This window comes from Pseudoalteromonas sp. 20-MNA-CIBAN-0454 (assembly GCF_040308685.1).
Taxonomy (GTDB): Bacteria; Pseudomonadota; Gammaproteobacteria; order Enterobacterales; family Alteromonadaceae; genus Pseudoalteromonas; species Pseudoalteromonas nigrifaciens.
Genome location: NZ_JBEOOB010000005.1, coordinates 129,972 through 149,280, shown reverse-complemented (window position 1 = coordinate 149,280; position 19,309 = coordinate 129,972). Strand labels below are relative to the sequence as shown.

Here is a 19,309-nt window from a genome sequence, read left to right as displayed (position 1 = left end):
CTAGAACCTAGAACCTAGAACCTAGAACCTAGAACCTAGAACCTAGCACTAATATTAAGGATAATATGTTTAAGCGTGTGAGTTTAATTATTAGCAGTTTATTACTAAGCATAATTTTGCTTGGTTATATATTTCGTTTGCCATTAGTCCAGTGGGCTATAACACCGCAATTAGAAAAAGCGGGTATTACACTCAGTTGCTTAAATTTTTCGGTTACAGCTCAATTAAATGTTCATGCCGACAAAGTATGCTTAACTTATCAAAATCAACAATTAGAGCTAATCGATATTACTGTAAATACAAAGCAAGTGATTGTTGAGCATGCAGTATTAAGTATAAATCCACTTCCCAAAAGTAATCAAAGTAGCTCCGCGGCAAAAAAGCTTGCTCTCGCGCTGCCAGAAAAACGTCCATTAATTGCTATAAAACAGCTGGTAATAAAGAGTAATGACTTTAACAAGCCACTAAAAATAAATTTAGCAGAGCCGATTTTAAATCAATTTAATATAACAGGCGATATAAACGCTAAAGCAATTTTAGCTAATAATAAACTAACAGGGCAGTTTTCTGTTGATGACTCTCTGTTAAAGCAGCTTATAAATACCGAAAATACAGCCGTTGCAGGTATTAGCTTTAGTACTCAGCAAGTATTTAGCTTTGATGGTATTGAACTGCAGTTAAATGGCGATGTAAACGCACAGTTTGAATATGCTATGGAGCAGTGCCGGCTTGAAGCATTGGCTAATGGTAGGTTAATTATTGGTTTTAATTTAAATAGTAAATTAGTTGAGCTAGATTCGAGTTTGTTAAACAATAAATTAAATTTAACGCCTACGTGTAGCTCACTCGTTCCGCCGAGTGATTATGCTGATTTTATAGCTGACCAAACCCCTTTAAATTGGCAGATTAAACTTCCTAAAGTGATTAGTATTACTAATAACCACCTTACTTTGCCAATGCTAAATATAATGAGTGAAGGAGATAATCAATTTGAAATAACTCTAATGGAGTCAGAGCTTAATTTTACCAACCTTTGGGCGGATTTTAAAAGCATGTTAGCGGTTAGTATAAGTACGCCAGACATTAACAACATTGAGCTTAATGCAGAATTTAAAAATAACACACTTAAAGGTAATTATACTGTTGCGCTTAATTCACTTCCCGATTTTATTGCCAGTACTAGTAGTAATAAAATTAGCGCTAATAAAGTTAACGCCTCAGGGCAATTTAATTTAATAAATATAGTCGATGGAAAACCAAGTGGTAATGCTACAAGTAGATTAACAGCCGCAAAGGTTGATTTTGCACAACTGAGTGTAGAGCAATACGAAGGTCGCTTAACGGCACAGCTAGATGATGCTTTAAACGCACAAATAACACTAAAAACCCTATTTAAAACGTTAAAATATAACGAATTTAAATTAACAGATATAAGTAATACCATAACTGCTAAAGCAAATTTAACTCATGGTGAATTATTTGCAGACCTTAGCGCTAATACTGTAATAAATAAATTTAATAGCCCTGTTATAAAACTCAATAATATAAAAGTTGCATCTACAGGATTGCAAAGTCGCGCCCTTAAAGCATCGCATCACGTATTTGTAAACGATATTGAATTAGCAGTAAACCATCATATATCGGCAGTGGAACATCCATTTGAAATAGTAGTACCCACACAAAATATAGTGCTATTAAATACCTTTATTCATCAGTTTGAGCCGTTAGCGCAGCTTACACAGGGAACGTTTAATGGCCGAATCAGCGGGGATGTAAATTTACAACACGCCTCGTTTGCAATGGAGTTAAACAACGCAAGTGCGCTTTATAACGATTACCTTGCTAGCGATTTAAGTAGCCAATTTGTAGGAGAGTATAATTCAGGGCAGCTTAATGTAAAACCCACTACCTTTAATTTAAATGAGCTAAGGGCTGGTGTTGTTATTAAAAACATTAAAGGTAACTGGCAGGTTAAAAACAATAATGCGCGTATGTTTGATATTGCGGGAGAGTTATTTGATGGTGAGTTTAGCCTTGATAAATACTCGCTTAATGACTTGCAGCAAGTTGCTAATGTTAACTTTAAAAACATTGATGCCAGTAAACTTATTACACTTGATGAGCAGTCGGGGATTACGCTTTCAGGGCGCTTTGCTGGCACTTTGCCAGTGCACTTTAATAACACGGGTATTGAGGTAGTAAATGGCAGTTTAAGTAATCAAGGAACGGGTAAGTTAATGATTACTAATAACGCAGCATTTGATTCAGTTATGCAGCAGCAACAAGAGTTACAGCCTGTATTGGGATTACTTAGAAATCTTGATATACAAAAGCTTAATAGCAGTGTGGCACTTAAAAGTGATGGTTGGCTAAAGCTTGGCGTAAATTTGCAAGGTTATAATAAGCAAGCAGAGCAGCAAGTTAACTTTAATTATAATCATGAAGAAAATATATTTACTTTATTACGCGCATTGCGCTTAAGTGATGAAATTACACAAAAAGTTGAGCAACAATACTCACAAAAAGGAAACTAATGATGAAACAGTCGTTAAGCATAAAAGTACTTATTGTATTTGCAGCAATAAGTGCCCTTGGTGCGTGTACGCACCGAGTAGAGGTAGCTGCTAAAGAGCCTATTACAATTAATTTAAATGTGAAGGTTGATCACGAAATTCGTGTAAAAGTAGATAAAGAACTCGATAATTTATTTAGTGACGACAGTGAGTTATTTTAAGGAGCTAGGATATGAAAGTTAACAACAAATTAAGCATAATTACATTAGTTAGTGCTGTATGTATGTCTTTTTCGGCATGGGCTATTAGTTTAGATGATGCTAAAAGCCAAGGTTTAGTAGGCGAAGATAGCTCAGGCTATTTGGGCTTAGTGGTACAAAATGCAGAGGCTAAAGTGGTCGTTGATACCATTAATGCTAAGCGTAAAGCACAGTATTTAAAATTAGCGCAAAAAAATAACTTGTCACTGTCGCAAGTAGAAGCGTTAGCGGCGGCAAAAACAATCGAAAAAACCCAAAGAGGTCATTTTGTTGAAGTAAATGGTAATTGGGTTAAAAAATAACGAGTTATTTACTGTTATATATAACCGAGCGCTTTAAGCGCTCGGTTTTTTACACCCTTCGAGTAACTGTTGCCAAAAATCGATACCCTTGCGCCTTGCTAAATTTATATTATGCTCAGGTATAGATTCGGGTTCGTTATAACTCTCAAGTGCTGCACTCATACTTGCTTCGCGAATTAAATGCAAAGTAGGAAAAGGGGAGCGATTAGTATAGTTTGCCGCATCGCTTGCATCGCTATCGGCAAATACATAATCGGGATGAAAATTAGCAATTTGATACTTACCTTCAAAACCTTGGGCTACTAACAGCGCGTTGGCTAAGTCAACCAAGTCTAAAAAGTCTTCAAAGTCGCTAAAGCCGTTATCAAACATAATAAGTGTGGTTTCGCGTGCAGCCTCTCGGTCAAGCTCAATACATTGCTCAAGCATGTCCATTACTGCATCGTCTATGCTGCTTGCAGGGCTTACAAAATAATGAATACAGTTATTTTCTACTTCTTTGCGGGCAAAGGGACAAAAGTTATATTTTACAATAACATTTGAAACCCATTCGCGGGTTTGGCTTATGGCTATGTTGGTCACGGTTTGGGCTCTAAATATTGATTAATAATGTTAAGTGTTTTTTGTATAGCACCTTGGTTATTGGCCACGCATTGCGCTGCTTTTTTACCTAAAGTTTGGCATGCTTTGCTGTTTTGATTTAATGCTATAAGTTGTTGTGTTAGCTCATCAGCATTATCAACCACAATAGCGCCTTTGAGCTTTATAAGCTCAGGGTAAATATGATCAAAGTTATAGGTATGCACCCCGCTGATAACGCCCACTGAAAATGCAGCTGATTCAAGTGGATTATGGCCACCACGGCGAATTAAACTGCCGCCAATAAAGCTCACATTAGCAGCGCCATATAAGTATTGCAGCTCGCCAAGCGTATCTGCTAACAAGACGTTTTCGTTATTATAATTATTATTGCTGCGACGACTAAAACTCAGTGTACTTTGCGTTAGTAAATCTGCAACCTTATCGAACTGTTCAGGATGGCGCGGCGCTATTATGAGTAACGCATTGGGTTGTTTTTCTAATAGATTTTTATGAGCGCTAATTACCTGCTCATGCTCGATAGGGTGAGTGGAGCCTGCAACCCATATAAAGCGCTGCTCTAAATTATAAAGCTGTTTGAGTGCAGTTACCTTAGTTAGTTGCTCTTGGGTAGGTGTAATATCAAATTTTATTGAACCTGTAACTTTACTTTTATGTGGCTCAAGGCCAAGCTCTATAAAGCGTTTGGCGTCAGTTTTATTATGACTGGCTAATACAGTGATAGAGCGCATAATAATATGCGTTAGCTTAGCTACTTTTTGATAACCCTGTTGCGATTTTTCAGACAAGCGAGCGTTTAAAACAAGTACCGGAATATTTCTATTGCGACTACTTGCCATAAGGTTGGGCCACAGTTCAGTTTCTAAAATACACAGGGCTTGTGGCTTTACTCGTTTTAAAAATCGGGCGGTTGCAAATGGAAAGTCCATAGGTAAGTAGCAGCAGGCTACCGTGTTTTTAAACTGCGTAATGATTTGCTCACGACCAGTAGGGGTGTTGCACGTTATAAGTATATTTAATTTAGGGTGCGCTTTTTGCACTGCTTTGATCAGGGGGGTAGCGGCGAGTACTTCACCTACTGATGCACAATGCACTAGCAGCGGCTTATTGTTATTGGCAAATAAAGACTTGTCCACAAAACCAAAGCGCTGTTTAAAGTGCGCTCTATAACCTGGGTTTTTTTTACCGCGTAATACATATAAATAAAATACGATTAGTGGGCTAATAATCATTAATGCGAGTGAATAAAAAATGCGTGCCATACTAAGCTTTTATAAGGGTAAGTCGTCTTAGTTTAACGTGAAAATGATCAATTCTAAACACAGAAAAGATAAAATATGGTTTGTGTTCAGCTGCTACCCGATAAAATAATAATAACGCTATTCAAGTTAGCTCAAAATACCTGTTTCAGTAATATGTATATTGAGGTGATTTGGGTATAGATTTATGGAATAATGAAATTAATTTTTCCTGCCATTTCAATTCCTAGAGGAATTTACCATGTCAATTATCGATTCAGTAGCAACGAGTTACCTTGAGAGTTTAAATCGTCATTTAGCATTATTTGAAACGATGGAGGCTTATCATCAAGAGTCTATGCAATTGTTAGAAGTGTGCCATAGTGCATTACAAGCAGGCGGTAAGGTTGTTTGGCTTGGTAACGGTGGTAGTGCGGCCGATGCACAGCATTTAGCGGCAGAATTTGTAGTGCGTTATAAATTAGAGCGTGGTCCACTTGCATCTATGGCACTTACAACCGATACGTCAATTTTAACTGCGCACAGTAACGACTATCATTTTGACACTGTGTTTGAACGCCAAGTACAAGCCTTATGTAAACCAGAAGATTTAGTTATAGGGTTAACCACATCAGGTACAAGCGCCAATATTAATCTAGCGTTAGCAGCAGCGAATAAAATAGGGGCCTTTACCGTAGCATTAACGGGGCGTGATGGCGGTGAAGTTAAAAATATTGCCAAATTACCTATTATTATTAAAAACGATGAAACAGCGCGAATTCAAGAAGCACACATGTTTATTGGCCATTGGTTATGTGAAGCTATTGATATGGTAGTTGCGGAGCAGCAGTAATGGATTTATCGCTATTAAAAAACTTATCAGCCGCACGTATTTTGGTGGTTGGCGATGTAATGCTTGACCGTTATTGGTATGGTGATTCAGGGCGTATTTCCCCAGAAGCTCCGGTACCGGTAGTAAAAGTAAGTAAATTAGAAGACAAAGCCGGTGGCGCAGCAAACGTGGCTAAAAATATAGCCCGATTAGATGGTAAAGTAGGCCTACTTGGCTTAATAGGCGAAGATGAAGGTGGACAGATACTAGAAGGCATTTTAGAAGGTGAAAAAATAAATTCACAGTTAGTAAGTGTATGCGACTTACCGACAATTTCTAAAATGCGAGTGATTAGCCGTCATCAGCAAGTTGTACGGTTAGATCTAGAAGAGACGTTTACAGAGCAACACAGCCAGCTGTTATTAAACCGTTTAGAGCTAGTACTTGATGAGTACGATTTTATAGTATTTTCTGATTACAATAAAGGTTCATTGAGCCTGATTGAAAACATGATAAGCCTAGCTAAAAAAGCAGGGAAAACGGTACTCGTTGATCCTAAGTCGTCTGATTTACATTTATATAGAGGTGCAGACTACATTACACCAAATTTAAATGAGTTTAAATTAGCGGGTGGGCAAACAGACTCAGAAGAGGGCTTGGCAACAAGTGCGCGTAAGCTCATAAGTGACGCAGGCATAAAAGCAATGTTGCTAACGCGTTCAGAGCAAGGAATGTCGTTAATTAGTGCGACTGAAAAATATGATTTTGCCGCGCAAGAGCTTGAAGTCAGTGATGTAACCGGCGCAGGCGATACAGTTATAGCAACTCTAGCCGTGATGCTAGGGGCGGGAATGACACCTAAAAATGCGGTGGAAATTGCTAACTTAGCAGCGGGCATTGCGGTGAGTAAATTAGGTGCGGCCACAGTGTCGCCAGAAGAACTTAGTCGTAAGCTGGGCCAATATTTACATGCCACTGGTGAGCATTATCAAACTCCGTTTGACGATGTGCTGCAGCATATAGAGTTTGCAAAACAAAATGGCGAAACAATTGTATTTACCAATGGCTGCTTTGATATTTTGCATGCTGGGCACGTACGCTATTTAGCACAAGCAAAAGCGCGTGGCGATAGATTAGTGGTGGGGCTAAATAACGATGCGTCTATATCACGATTAAAAGGCGCCGATAGGCCAATTAATCCGCTAGATGAAAGAGCTATGGTATTAAGTGCACTTTCCTCTGTTGATTGGGTTATTCCATTTGGTAGTGCGGATGAAAATGACACACCGGCTAAATTAATTGAGCAAATTAGCCCAGATATTTTAGTTAAAGGTGGCGACTACACGGTTGAACAAATAGCCGGTGCTGAGCATGTACTGCTTCACGGCGGAAAAGTAGAGGTGCTTGAGTTTTTAGATGGTTGCTCAACTTCAAAAGTGATTAGTAAGATTAAGCAGTAATTACGACGGTTATTAATGAATTAAAAAAGGGATGAAAACAGTGTTTTCATCCCTTTTTATTTGCACTTATTATCCTAGTTTAGGATAGCCAAAAATCCCGAATTTAAAAGTTATATTCATATTTAGCAAATGCAGATGTGTCGTTTTCTGCTGCATCGTTATTTGATGCAAAAGCGCCTAGCGTTAAGCGCCCACCCATAGCAAGTTGCCTGTAACGTATTTCAAGCTGTTTACTGTTATAAGCTGTTTTAGTAATGGTATTGCCTAAATCAGGGTTATTAGGGTAACGATCGCGGTTATCATTGTTGTAATCAACATCGCGTAATTTAACTTGCCAATCATTTCCATTTGAAAGCTGGCCTAGCACAGTTAGTACTAGTGATTGCGCGTCATTATCAAATGTTGAACCTATGGTACGGCCATGGTAGCGGTAACCAGATTTGTAATCTGAATGCTCGTAATAGCAGTTTTCACTGCTTGATTCAGCAGAGCATGTTACGCCCGTATCTATGTACTCTACATTTACTAATACGTTTTGATCATAAATACGATGAGTAGTTTGTACACCAAATAAATAGGCTCTGTCGACAGGTTTAAACTTTGAGCTGGCATCTTCACCAATGGTACTTGCATAAATTGCGTACGGTTGGCTAAATAAAGTGTCAGACCAGCGAATATCTATACCCGCAAGTTGATTACCAATCTTAGATTTTAATTCATCATCACAAGTAGTAGTGCCATCTATACAAGCTGCTTCACCTGTCACTATATCAATAAAGTCACTCGCTGAACTAGGTTGGCCATCGCCAGCCCATTGCGCTGACCAGCTCAGTGCAATTTCTAATTGCTGTAATGGCCTGAAATTAACGCGAGTACTCCACAGTAAAGCATCAGGAATTACACGAGTAGATTCTAACTGAGCCATTTGCGCGGTAAATCCCCATTGGCCTAACCAGCTTAGCCAAGGGGTTTCAAAGGCAGTGCTTTGCTCTCGAGTCACGCTCATTGCAGGCAATGGTTTAGCGTTGCCCGACATTATTAAACTATTATCAACCCCCGGGCCCCAAAACTGCTCTATGGCACCGGCTCTAAAAATCCAGTTACCTAAACGGTAAGCTATATAACTGCCATCAAAGGAGGTGTCATTACAGTCAGTAAGTGCTTGCTCATCTAGCACTATATCGTCTGCAGTTTTCCCAGTAACAAAACACTTTTTGCCATCATTGCGATAATTAACCGCTACTTTAGCGGCAAAACTGTCGCCTAAATAGGCGTAGGCAGCAGATGCTTCTGACTCTTGGGTATTAGTTGCGCCAAAACTGGTGGCAACAATAGTATCTGAACTTGCAAAAGCAGACAGTTGTACACTATGAGAGCCCGTATTTTCAGACTTGTAACGATGTTTTACCCGTAATAAAGCATCTTGCAAGTTTGGCGATAACTGGCCTAGGGGAGTGTTATCTACTTCACTTATAAAGCTCTTCCACATTAGAGGGTAAGTGGTTACCGGGGCTAAAATAACGCCAGCATCGGCTAAAAGTTGAATATCAGCTCTTAACCCATAATCATCTGGTTTTACCCATGGCTCTGCGTTAACCGGCGCGCTCATTGCGCAAAAAAGTGAAGACAATATAAAAATTTTGTTTCGCAAAGTTCAGATCCTTGTGATTTAAATTACCTTAAGTTTAGCAATCAAAGCACTTTATTGCAGTAACTAAATGGGCGCAGTAAGGCTAAAAATAAGATAAAAAGGGTCGCTATCTATCGCTAAAACTATGTGATTGATATACTGAGTGCCAAATCGGAAATTGAGATTGTAATGAGCAAAAAACGACTTTTATTTATTCCTGTATCATCACCAGAGGGTATTGGTGAATATATGCGTTCACTTTTGCTAGCGCAAACGCTAGAAAATGAATGCTCAGGGGATATAAATATCCACTTTATTTTAAATAAACATACGGCTTATGCTAAAAGTTGCCCTTTTGAAACCACACTTTTAGAGAGGTCGGCAACCAAAGAAACTAAAGCAGTTTGTCAATTTATTGAGCAATATAAGCCTGATGTGGTGGTGTTTGATTGTGCTGGTCGTGCTGAGCATATGAAAGCGGCAAAAAAAGTGGGCGCAAAAGTTGTTTTCATCTCGCAACATGAGAAAAAACGAGCCAAAGGATTAAAGCTTAATCGTATTGGTTTAATTGACGTGCACTGGGTAATACAGCCAGATTACTGCATCGAGCCACTTACATGGCTAGAAAAGCTTAAATTAAATACCTTTGCTTTAGCATCTCCGCATAATGTAGGTCCCTATACTGCGTTTGCCTCTGAGCAACAAAAGCAGCAAGCATTAAACGACTATGATTTAACAAAAAATGAATATTTTATAGTGAATGCAGGCTCAGGCGGACACACTTTAAACGGTCAAAATTGTGCTGATATTTATTTTCAAGCTGCACTGGCCATCACTCAACGTACCTCGCTAAAGGGAGCTGTTGTTTTTGGGCCCAATTACACCAAGCCGTTACCGCAAACTGATGAATTAATTTGCATACCAAGTCAGCAGGGTAGTGAGTTTTTGGCATTGTTAAGTCAAGCTAAAGTAGCACTATTGAGTGCGGGCGATACATTATTACAAGCTATTGCGGTACAAACTCCCACAGTTGCTTGCGCTATATCAAAAGATCAAAGTAACCGTATTGCACGCTGCGTTACTACTGGTGTGGTAACAAAAGCCGAACTCGATATTTTAGACATAACCAATAAAGTAAATGAGATTATCACTGAACCTAATTATCAAAATATACTCAGTAACTACGCGTTATTTGCAAACGTGCATAGTTTTGATGTAATTAACCAAGGTGTAAAAGCATTATTATTTGGAAGTAAATAATGAATATAGTGATAGTAATTGATTCACTGGTTGGCGGTGGTGCTGAAAAAGTAATGCTTACTTTGGCTGAGCAAATAGCGACACTTAAACACAATGTGACTATTTTATCACTCGCTAATAGCGTTGAATACGATATCCCAAGTAACTTACAAGTTGAGAGCTTATTTACGGATAGAGCGTCGAAGGTTGACCGTTTTTGGCTACGCAAAGCAAGTGTCGCTAAACTAGAGTCGTGGTTTGAAAAAAAGAGAAGTGAAGTCGGGTACATTGACTTAGTACTGTCAAATTTAGATCGTAGTAATAACCTGCTTGCGCGTAGTAATGTAGAAAATGTCCATTTTGTTATGCATAACTCAGTAAATGCTGAGCTAACAAGGCAAAAAAAATTAGGGCCTCTTTCTTATTTATACCTTAAAAAAAGTAAACAAAACTTAAATGGTAAATCACTCATTTGTGTATCCAAAGGGGTTGAAAATGAAATTACCCAAGGTAACTTAATTACTCCAAGTGCGATCACTACAATTTATAACCCATTCGATTTAAAAAAAATCAATCAACAAGCCAGTGAGCTAAACACTAACATTCCTAATGTGCCTTACCTTATTCATGTTGGGCGATTAGCCAAGCAAAAACGTCACGATATTTTATTCGCAGCGTTTGCTAAGTTAGATAAAAAGTACAAACTAGTACTGTTATGTAACAAACCGACAAAGGTATTAAAACTTGCACAGCAATATGGAATTGCAGAGCAACTGATTGTGCCAGGGTTTGAGCAAAATCCGTATAATTGGATAAAACATGCCAAAGCGCTAGTATTAAGCTCAGATTTTGAAGGCTTGCCAACGGTATTAATAGAAGCACTTGCAGTCGGTACACCAGTGGTGAGCACTAACTGTACTTTTGGCCCCAGCGAAATACTAACAGGTGCGCTAAGTAAGTATTTAGTGCCAATACAGCAAAGTGAGCAGTTAGCACGTGTAATTGAACAAGTGCTGGCAGATAAGCCAAACGTTACAAATGCAGCTATTTTACAACAAGTAAACGCAGAGCAAGTGGCTGCCAAGTACTTAGCTTTAGCTAACTAGCAGCTAAAGTAAATTAGCGCTTAAGCTTTGTGTAACAAACATACAAGGCTTGCCAGTCGCTGGCTTGCCAGTTAAATACAGGGTTGCGGCCTTGTTCTTTTAAAAATGAGCGCTTTAGGCGCTCCATATTACTTTGTTGCCATTGTAAGGCGGGCGTTTTAATTTCGCCGCGATCAAAGTCAATAATATATATCTGGCCAGTGTCATTAAATAAAATATTATTAATGTTTAAATCTGCGTGGTATACGCCTTTACGGTGAAATAGCGCAATGGTTGTTGCTATACTTGTTAATTCAGATTCAGTTAAAGCACGCTCAACGAGTATATCCAGTACACTTTTGGCACCTGTTACCGCCTCGGTAATAATATCACCGCGGTAAATTAACCCGCTTCGAGTCACTTTTGCAGCAATGGGAGTTGGTACATTTAAGCCAAGCTCAATTAACTGCGCCATTAAAGCAAACTCTTTATATACTCGCGTTTGCTCAAAGCCTAAATACAAGTATTGGTCACTGAGTAATTTACCGACCAAGCCACCGCGCCAATAATGTCTTAGCACAGCGGTTAGTTCATTATTTTTAAAAAACCACGCCATTGCGCGGCCTTTTTTAGCACCCACTATTTTATTTTGTTGCTGCCAGTAGTCGGCATTAAACCAGTTTAAATTAACCTGATTTTCATAACTAGGGTGGCTCAGCAGAGTATGCTTACCTTGGACGTGTTGTTTGAACATAGCTCACGGGTATTACTTAAATATGCGCCTATGTTAGCGCGTTTTAAAGCCGAGGATAAGTACTTGCAATAGCGCGATTATAATTTAAGATCGGGTTTTACTATTTAATGCCCAAGGAAACGCGTGACTTCAGTGCCTAACTACTCCTCTATTTGTATTTTACGACTCTCTGCTATTGGCGATGTATGCCATGCTGTGAGTGCAGTACAAGCGATTCAAAAAGCGCATCCTAATGCAAAAATCACTTGGGTTATTGGCAAAGTAGAAGCTATGTTATTGGCTAACTTACCCGGTGTTGAGCTGGTGGTGTTTGATAAAAAACAAGGCCGCGTAGCACTGAAAAATTTAAAGCAAACTTTTAAAGGGCAAAACTTTGATGTACTGCTTAATATGCAGGTGGCATTAAGGGCCGGATTTGTTGCACGTTGTATTCCTGCAAAAGTTAAAATAGGCTTTGATTGGGCGCGCTCAAAAGAGCTGCATAGCCTATTTATAAATAAACGCATTGCAGCGCAGCCACATGCGCACGTGTTAGAAGGGTTTAAAGGCTTTGCTAAAGCCATTGGCGTGAATGATTATCAGCCAAGTTGGGAAATGCCTTATACACAGCAAGATCAAAACACTGCCGATGAATTACTCACTGCAGAATACTTATCTAATAAGCTGTTTGTTATCTCTCCAGCAGCAAGTAAAGCACAGCGTAATTGGCTTCCCGAACGTTATGCCGCGCTTGCTGATTATGCCCATCAGCAGGGATTTAAAGTGGCCTTGACCGGCGGCCCTACCGAGCTGGAAATAAACCTTGCCAATAATATTATTAAACACAGCCAACACAGCATTTTAAACCTAGTTGGTAAAACTAAGCTTAAAGAATTGTTGTGCGTGTTAAAACGCGCCAGTGTAGTACTAGCCCCAGATACTGGCCCTGCCCATATGGCAGTAACGGTAGGCACTCCTGTTATTGGGCTATATGCCCATTCAAACCCAGCGCGCACAGGGCCGTATTTATACCAAAACTATGTGGTTGAGGTATATCATCAAAACTTACTTAAACAAACGGGTAAAACAGCGCAGCAGCTGCCTTGGGGCACACGTATTAAAGGTGACGATTTAATGAGCCAAATTACTATTGATGCGGTAAAAGCTATGTTTGATCATGTTGTGCAAAAAGAGTCGTTATAATGAATCAATCACAAAAAAATAAAGCGCTATTTTTAGATAGAGATGGCGTAGTAAACGTTGATCATGGCTATGTGTATCAAAGTGAGCGGTTTGAATTTATCGAAGGAGTATTTAGCACGTGCAAGGCATTTTATGATGCCGGTTATAAAATTATTATTGTAACTAATCAGTCAGGTATTGGCCGTGGTTATTACACCGAGGCTGACTTTATAGCACTGACCAGCTGGATGAAAGCACAGTTTAGCGCACATCAGATATTGATAAGCGACGTTTATTTTTGCCCTCATCATCCTAAAAATGCATTGCCTGAGTATTTAAAACAGTGCGCTTGCAGAAAACCAGCCCCTGGTATGCTACTACAAGGTATTAGTGAGCATAATATCGATCCGCAGCAAAGTATTATGGTAGGCGATAAAAAAAGTGATATGCAAGCTGCAGAACAAGCTGGCATTGCCACGCGCGTATTGGTGCACTCTGGCCAGCAGTTTGATGACAGCGCCAAACAAACTGCAGATTTTATTTTCAATTCAATTAATGATTTACCAGCACTTTTATAAATTTAAATACGCCCCCCAATTCAGGCACTGTAAACTGGCAGGAATTGCTGCCAAATTTATAATTTGCGATGAACTGCAAACAGTGCATTTTATTCGTTAAACTTTTACAATACCCCACATAATAAACAGTAGCTTTGTTTTGCTGTTTAACCTGTTAAATCAAATGGAGACTAAAGATGAGAGCATCTGCTTTTTTTAGCCAGCTACAACAGCAAATTGAAGACGTAAAAACTGAAGGTTTGTATAAAAGCGAGCGTATTATTTTATCGCAGCAGCAAGCTCAAATTGAAGTTGCATCAGGCAAAGTAATTAACTTTTGTGCTAATAATTACCTAGGCTTAGCAAATAGCCCTGAGCTAATAAAAGCAGCGCAAGATGGCTTAGACGCACATGGTTTTGGTGTGGCCTCAGTACGCTTTATTTGTGGTACGCAAGATATTCACAAAACGTTAGAGAAAAAAATCAGTGAGTTTTTAGAAACTGAAGATACTATTTTATACTCATCGTGCTTTGATGCTAATACAGGTCTGTTTGAGACTATTTTAGGCGCTGAAGACGCGATTATTTCGGATTCACTTAATCATGCTTCAATTATCGATGGCGTACGTTTATGTAAAGCTAAGCGTTTTCGTTATGCTAATAACGATATGGCTGACCTTGAAAAGCAGCTTATTGCCGCGACCGAAGCAGGTGCTAAAACTAAGCTAATTGCCACAGATGGCGTTTTTTCTATGGATGGCGTTATTTGTGATTTAGCCACCGTGTGTGATTTAGCCGATAAATACGATGCATTAGTAATGGTTGACGACTCGCATGCTGTGGGCTTTGTTGGCGAAAATGGTAAAGGCACACCAGAGTATTGTAACGTGCTTGATCGCGTAGATATTATTACCGGTACCTTAGGTAAAGCATTGGGCGGTGCATCAGGTGGTTATACATCAGGTAAAAAAGAAATTGTTGAGTGGTTGCGTCAACGTTCGCGTCCTTACTTATTTTCAAATTCATTAGCTCCGGCAATTGTGACTGCATCGATTAAAGTGCTTGAAATGCTAGAAAGTGGTGGCGAGCTTCGCGCTAAGCTTTGGTCAAACGCTAAATACTTCCGCGAGCAAATGGAAGCCGCTGGTTTTACCTGTGGTGGTAAAGATCATGCCATTATTCCAGTTATGCTAGGCGATGCTAAAGTTGCATCATTAATGGCTGATAAGTTATTAGTTGAAGGTATTTATGTAACCGGTTTTTCATTCCCTGTTGTACCTAAAGGTCAGGCACGTATTCGTACCCAAATCTCAGCTGCACATAGCATTGAACAACTTGATACCGCCATTGCTGCCTTTACCCGTATTGGTAAAGAAATGGGCGTTATTTAATTTTATTGTAAACCGCGCTATAGCCGCGGTTTTTTAGTTGAGTGTGAATTATGAAAGCATTATCTAAATTAAAAGCAGAACCGGGTATTTGGATGACAGATGCGCCAAAACCAGAAGTTGGCCATAACGACCTGCTAATTAAAATTCGTAAAACTGCAATTTGTGGCACCGACGTTCATATTTATAAGTGGGACGAGTGGGCGCAAAAAACTATTCCTACACCTATGGTTGTTGGCCATGAGTATGTTGGCGAAGTGGTTGATATGGGACAAGAAGTACGTGGCTTTAAGGTTGGCGACCGAGTATCTGGCGAAGGCCATATTACGTGTGGCCATTGTCGTAACTGTCGTGCAGGGCGCGTACATTTATGTCGTAACACCACAGGTGTAGGCGTAAATCGCGAAGGTGCATTTGCTGAATACTTAGTTATACCAGCGTTTAATGCGTTTAAAATTCCTGATAATATTTCAGACGAATTAGCATCAATTTTTGACCCTTTTGGTAATGCCGTACATACCGCGCTGTCGTTTGATTTAGTCGGCGAAGATGTATTAATTACTGGTGCAGGCCCCATTGGTATTATGGCAGCAGCAGTGGCAAAGCACGTAGGTGCACGTCACGTAGTTATTAGCGATGTAAACGAATACCGCTTAGAGCTAGCACGCAAAATGGGTGCAACACGCGCTGTTAACGTAGCCAACGAAAAGCTTGAAGATGTAATAAAAGAGCTAGGTATGACTGAAGGCTTCGATATTGGCCTTGAAATGTCGGGTGTACCAAGTGCTTTTAATTCTATGCTAAATAATATGAACCATGGCGGTAAAGTTGCCATGCTAGGTATTCCACCATCAGATATGGCGGTAGACTGGAACCAAGTTATTTTTAAAGGCTTAGTGATCAAAGGTATTTATGGCCGTGAAATGTTCGAAACCTGGTATAAAATGGCAAGTCTTATTCAATCAGGTTTAGACTTAAACCCAATTATCACTCATCAATATTCAATAGACGACTTTCAAGCTGGTTTTGATATGATGATTTCAGGACAATCAGGCAAAGTGATACTAAACTGGGATTAATTTAGTTTAATACGGTTTTATAAATGGTATTAAAAGGGCGGCTTGAGTCGCCTTTTTTATTGATTTAATTATTTTTAAAAGAGATTTCAATGGCATTTAAACATATATCAATAGCACAAACTCTTGAATTATTAGATAAAGAAGACGTAGTAATTGCAGACATCCGCGATCCAAATTCATATCAAGCGGGGCATATTCCAGGTTCTGAAGCGCTTTCGAACGCTAACATTGCACACTTTATGATGGAAAAAGAGTTTGATCAGCCAATAATTATTGTTTGTTATCACGGTATGAGCTCGCAAGGCGCAGCAAGCTACTTAGTGGAGCAAGGTTTTGAAGATGTGTACAGTATGGATGGTGGTTTTACAGCATGGGAAGCGGCCTACAGCGAGAAAGTTGAACGATGATAGAGCTTGGCAGTTTAAATAATCCGCGTGCTGCACAAGGCTTTATAGACTATTTAAAAAGCCAAGGCTTGCAAGGCGAGTTGCGCTCAACAGATGGTAGCACAGTAATTATTAGCGTATTACCTGAGCACTTTCATCAAGTGCAACCGCTTTGGGCTGAGTTTACGCAAAATCCTAATCATGCCCGCTACCAGCAAGCATCTTGGGAAGTTGGAAGCACGCAATCACCGCTTAAGTATCAAGGGCAATCGCTGAATTTAGTGGCGCGATTTAAAGCGCTTAGCTGGCTTAATCAAACGGTTAGCATTTTAAGTATTGTTATTTATATTGCATTTTTATTGGGTGGATTTGAAACAATATATACCACGTTGCAGTTTAATCCTGCCGAGCCATTAACGTGGATTACCCCTGCTATAGTGCACTTTAGCGCCATGCATATTGTATTTAACTTAGTTTGGTGGGTGTCGCTTGGCGATAATATCGAAAAACAATGTGGCAAGCTCAGCTTAATCGGGCTGTTTGTGGTAAGCGCCTTAATCAGCAATTGGGCACAATATTTAATGGTTGGCCCTAACTTTGGTGGCCTAAGTGGCGTGGTATACGCGCTACTTGGCTTTTGCTGGATCCACAGCGCCTTAAACCCTAAACAACCTGCATTAGTAAGCACTGCAATTATTGGTTTTATGCTAATTTGGTTGGTACTCGGTTTTGCGGATGTGTTGTTTATAGGGATGGCTAATTGGGCGCATTTAGGCGGGTTAATTAGCGGTATGGCTTACGCCGTTACCACGTCTATATTAAAAACTAAAAGCCACAATTAATGATATAAATACTTGGTGAACAAGACTTCACGGATGATCTCTTGTCCCGTTTCTTCTTTTAATAAGCTTTTAAGTTTTGCTGCACTTTTTACTCTTATTTCTTCACGCCCACTGAGCGATTTTATTTTATCTTCAGGTTCTTTAGATAAAATTTCAACTAAGGCGTCGCGCAGCAATGGCGTATGGTGCTCTACGGTTGCAATATCTGATGCGTTATTAAGCATTAAATCGATAGTAATGCGCACATAGCCCATTTTTTTACTCGATGCGCCAATATAGTTGGTAATAATGTCTGGCTCAAAACCAAAGTAACCCACAGTCGAATCTGCTCGTGCGGTTAAGCTTACTAAACTTGCGATAAGTACAAAAAGGCCGGCGAATACTGTTTTTTTCATGTTAAATGCTGTTTTTTATAAACGTGTTGTAAATAGTCTATACCTTATAGTGCCTAATATACAGCGCAGAGCAACTATTAGTGGCAGTAAATCATACTTTTTCAAATGCTTTGGCAATGTTATTATTCAACTGATTTTTATTAAGTAGAGCAATTGTGATTACTTTCCCTGTTTCATTATCTGCCGATTGGCAATGTGCCTCACTGTTTAGTGATTTATCGAGTGCAGAGCAAGAGTGGTTATTTGAACCGCATTCATTAACAGCCAAATTAAAAAGTCGCTCACAGTGTTTTAGTGTAAAAGTACTTAGTGAGCAAGAGTTTGAGCTTAGTGCAGAGCAACAACAATTATTAGGCTGTACGCAAACTACTGCGCTTAACCGTGAGGTACTTTTACTTTGCGACAATAAACCGGTTGTATATGCGCAAAGCTGGTTGCCAGCAAGTGTTAACGCCGCAAATAATAAATTACATAATATGGGGGAGCGACCATTAGGCGATGTGATTTTTCAAGATCCACAATTAACCCGCACAGATATAGAAATTGCGCGCTTTAATACCCAGCATTCATTACAACAGCTTGTTGCACAATTAAAGTTACCATCGCAAAGTTTACTTGGCCGTCGCAGTCTATTTTCGCTTAAAGACTATAAATTTTTAGTGTGTGAAGTGTTTTTACCAGGAGCGTATTTGTACTCATGAAATTAGCGCGTTTAACCCCAAGCCATATTCCTTATTATATTGCGCTCATGCGTATAGATAAACCAATAGGTACTTTACTATTACTTTGGCCAACATATTGGGCGCTGTGGTTAGCAAATGCAGGAATGCCAAGTTTAACTAACTTTATAGTATTTACGCTGGGTGTTGTGATAATGCGCAGCGCCGGATGCGTTATTAATGATTTTGCCGACAGAAAAATAGATGGTTCGGTTAAACGTACAATGCAGCGGCCATTAGTTTCAGGACAGGTTAGTAGTGGTGAAGCGATTAGTTTGTTTATATTATTAATAACAGTCGCATTTTTACTGGTGTTAATGCTTAGTGTAAATACAATATTACTCTCTTTTGGTGCACTTGCTTTAGCGTTTTGTTACCCGTTTATGAAGCGTTATACACAATTACCGCAAGTGGTGTTAGGCGCAGCATTTGGTTGGGCTATTCCTATGGCTTTTATGGCGTCAATTAATGCACTTCCTATACAGGCTTGGCTGTTATTTATTGCTAATATTTGCTGGACGGTAGCCTACGACACTATGTATGCCATGGTCGACAGAGATGATGACTTAAAAATAGGGGTTAAATCTACCGCTATTTTATTTGGTAAATACGATCGTCACATTATAGGGTTACTTAATTTAGCCTTTATAGCGTTAATGCTCGCTATAGGAGCACTTAATAATATTGGGCTGAGTTATTGGCTTGGTCTTAGTGTTGCTATTGTATTGTTAGTTTACCAACAAGTGCTTATTCAACAACGCGCACGCACCGATTGTTTTAAAGCGTTTTTAAACAATCATTATGTAGGATTAGCCTTTTTTATCGGCTTATTGTTTTCCTACCCTGTCGCATTTTAATAACAGGGTAGA

General features: G+C 39.4%; 20 protein-coding genes. 15 read left to right on the top strand and 5 right to left on the bottom strand.

Going from position 1 to position 19,309, the window contains the following annotated elements; all coding sequences use genetic code 11:
- Window positions 1–65 precede the first annotated feature (65 nt).
- The 3 genes from AAEZ22_RS04145 to AAEZ22_RS04135 are packed head-to-tail and all read left to right on the top strand — an operon-like array spanning window position 66 to window position 3,075.
- Window positions 66–2,534, top strand: a complete 2,469-nt coding sequence (locus tag AAEZ22_RS04145) for an intermembrane phospholipid transport YdbH family protein (RefSeq protein WP_352296240.1) — start codon at window positions 66–68, stop codon at window positions 2,532–2,534.
- A 2-nt stretch (window positions 2,535–2,536) separates the two neighbouring features.
- Window positions 2,537–2,734: a YnbE family lipoprotein gene (locus AAEZ22_RS04140; protein ID WP_011328985.1), complete on the top strand. Its 198-nt coding sequence runs from the start codon at window positions 2,537–2,539 to the stop codon at window positions 2,732–2,734.
- A gap of 11 nt (window positions 2,735–2,745) precedes the next feature.
- Window positions 2,746–3,075 (top strand): YdbL family probable chaperone protein, encoded by a 330-nt coding sequence (locus AAEZ22_RS04135; protein ID WP_011328984.1) that lies wholly within the window; start codon window positions 2,746–2,748, stop codon window positions 3,073–3,075.
- 33 nt (window positions 3,076–3,108) lie between these two features.
- On the opposite strand, the gene AAEZ22_RS04130 is transcribed toward AAEZ22_RS04135, so the two are convergent.
- Window positions 3,109–3,657 (bottom strand): DUF1415 domain-containing protein, encoded by a 549-nt coding sequence (locus AAEZ22_RS04130; protein WP_058373986.1) that lies wholly within the window; start codon window positions 3,655–3,657, stop codon window positions 3,109–3,111.
- On the bottom strand, window positions 3,654–4,937 hold the full coding sequence (waaA, locus tag AAEZ22_RS04125) for a lipid IV(A) 3-deoxy-D-manno-octulosonic acid transferase (protein ID WP_089368668.1): 1,284 nt from the start codon (window positions 4,935–4,937) through the stop codon (window positions 3,654–3,656). Before waaA ends, AAEZ22_RS04130 begins: the two co-directional genes overlap by 4 nt.
- Window positions 4,938–5,175: 238 nt before the next feature.
- Between waaA and AAEZ22_RS04120 the strand changes: the two genes are divergently transcribed.
- Both AAEZ22_RS04120 and hldE read left to right on the top strand, forming a co-directional pair.
- Complete coding sequence (locus AAEZ22_RS04120; RefSeq protein ID WP_011328981.1) at window positions 5,176–5,766, top strand: SIS domain-containing protein; 591 nt, start codon at window positions 5,176–5,178, stop codon at window positions 5,764–5,766.
- The gene (gene hldE / locus AAEZ22_RS04115) at window positions 5,766–7,205 is read left to right on the top strand and encodes a bifunctional D-glycero-beta-D-manno-heptose-7-phosphate kinase/D-glycero-beta-D-manno-heptose 1-phosphate adenylyltransferase HldE (RefSeq protein ID WP_011328980.1); all 1,440 of its coding nucleotides are present in this window, start codon (window positions 5,766–5,768) and stop codon (window positions 7,203–7,205) included. The genes AAEZ22_RS04120 and hldE overlap by 1 nt, the downstream gene beginning before the upstream one ends.
- A 103-nt stretch (window positions 7,206–7,308) precedes the next feature.
- Here hldE and AAEZ22_RS04110 read toward each other — a convergent pair whose 3' ends face one another.
- Window positions 7,309–8,814 carry a capsule assembly Wzi family protein gene (locus AAEZ22_RS04110; RefSeq protein ID WP_080516829.1) on the bottom strand — a complete coding sequence of 502 codons (1,506 nt, stop codon included), beginning with the start codon at window positions 8,812–8,814 and terminating at the stop codon, window positions 7,309–7,311.
- Window positions 8,815–9,024: 210 nt separating this feature from the next.
- Here AAEZ22_RS04110 and AAEZ22_RS04105 point away from each other — a divergent pair, with 210 nt between their 5' ends.
- The gene (locus AAEZ22_RS04105; protein WP_352296237.1) at window positions 9,025–10,095 is read left to right on the top strand and encodes a glycosyltransferase family 1 protein; all 1,071 of its coding nucleotides are present in this window, start codon (window positions 9,025–9,027) and stop codon (window positions 10,093–10,095) included.
- Complete coding sequence (locus AAEZ22_RS04100) at window positions 10,095–11,180, top strand: glycosyltransferase (RefSeq protein ID WP_011328977.1); 1,086 nt, start codon at window positions 10,095–10,097, stop codon at window positions 11,178–11,180. Before AAEZ22_RS04105 ends, AAEZ22_RS04100 begins: the two co-directional genes overlap by 1 nt.
- Before the next feature lie 13 nt (window positions 11,181–11,193).
- Here the strand turns inward: AAEZ22_RS04100 and AAEZ22_RS04095 are convergent, their stop codons facing one another.
- Window positions 11,194–11,913, bottom strand: a complete 720-nt coding sequence (locus AAEZ22_RS04095; protein WP_011328976.1) for a 3-deoxy-D-manno-octulosonic acid kinase — start codon at window positions 11,911–11,913, stop codon at window positions 11,194–11,196.
- Between the two features lie 123 nt (window positions 11,914–12,036).
- Between AAEZ22_RS04095 and AAEZ22_RS04090 the strand changes: the two genes are divergently transcribed.
- The 6 genes from AAEZ22_RS04090 (at window position 12,037) to glpG (ending at window position 17,326) form a co-directional block, all read left to right on the top strand.
- A complete protein-coding gene (locus AAEZ22_RS04090) occupies window positions 12,037–13,095 on the top strand; it encodes a glycosyltransferase family 9 protein (protein ID WP_011328975.1) in 1,059 nt (352 codons plus the stop codon).
- Entirely contained in the window at window positions 13,095–13,652 is a 558-nt protein-coding gene (gene gmhB / locus AAEZ22_RS04085; RefSeq protein WP_011328974.1) for a D-glycero-beta-D-manno-heptose 1,7-bisphosphate 7-phosphatase, read from the top strand. The genes AAEZ22_RS04090 and gmhB overlap by 1 nt, the downstream gene beginning before the upstream one ends.
- A 176-nt stretch (window positions 13,653–13,828) precedes the next feature.
- The gene (locus AAEZ22_RS04080) at window positions 13,829–15,022 is read left to right on the top strand and encodes a glycine C-acetyltransferase (RefSeq protein WP_011328973.1); all 1,194 of its coding nucleotides are present in this window, start codon (window positions 13,829–13,831) and stop codon (window positions 15,020–15,022) included.
- 50 nt (window positions 15,023–15,072) lie between these two features.
- The gene (tdh, locus tag AAEZ22_RS04075) at window positions 15,073–16,098 is read left to right on the top strand and encodes an L-threonine 3-dehydrogenase (protein ID WP_011328972.1); all 1,026 of its coding nucleotides are present in this window, start codon (window positions 15,073–15,075) and stop codon (window positions 16,096–16,098) included.
- An 89-nt stretch (window positions 16,099–16,187) separates the two neighbouring features.
- The gene (gene glpE, locus AAEZ22_RS04070; RefSeq protein WP_011328971.1) at window positions 16,188–16,505 is read left to right on the top strand and encodes a thiosulfate sulfurtransferase GlpE; all 318 of its coding nucleotides are present in this window, start codon (window positions 16,188–16,190) and stop codon (window positions 16,503–16,505) included.
- Window positions 16,502–17,326 carry a rhomboid family intramembrane serine protease GlpG gene (gene glpG / locus AAEZ22_RS04065; protein ID WP_011328970.1) on the top strand — a complete coding sequence of 275 codons (825 nt, stop codon included), beginning with the start codon at window positions 16,502–16,504 and terminating at the stop codon, window positions 17,324–17,326. Before glpE ends, glpG begins: the two co-directional genes overlap by 4 nt.
- Here glpG and AAEZ22_RS04060 read toward each other — a convergent pair.
- Window positions 17,323–17,721, bottom strand: a complete 399-nt coding sequence (locus AAEZ22_RS04060; protein WP_011328969.1) for a flagellar basal body-associated protein FliL — start codon at window positions 17,719–17,721, stop codon at window positions 17,323–17,325. The two genes, glpG and AAEZ22_RS04060, sit on opposite strands and share 4 nt — an antisense overlap.
- Before the next feature lie 155 nt (window positions 17,722–17,876).
- Here AAEZ22_RS04060 and AAEZ22_RS04055 point away from each other — a divergent pair, with 155 nt between their 5' ends.
- Window positions 17,877–18,422, top strand: a complete 546-nt coding sequence (locus tag AAEZ22_RS04055; protein WP_011328968.1) for a chorismate--pyruvate lyase family protein — start codon at window positions 17,877–17,879, stop codon at window positions 18,420–18,422.
- Window positions 18,419–19,297, top strand: a complete 879-nt coding sequence (gene ubiA, locus AAEZ22_RS04050; RefSeq protein ID WP_086994012.1) for a 4-hydroxybenzoate octaprenyltransferase — start codon at window positions 18,419–18,421, stop codon at window positions 19,295–19,297. Before AAEZ22_RS04055 ends, ubiA begins: the two co-directional genes overlap by 4 nt.
- Window positions 19,298–19,309: the final 12 nt, after the last annotated feature.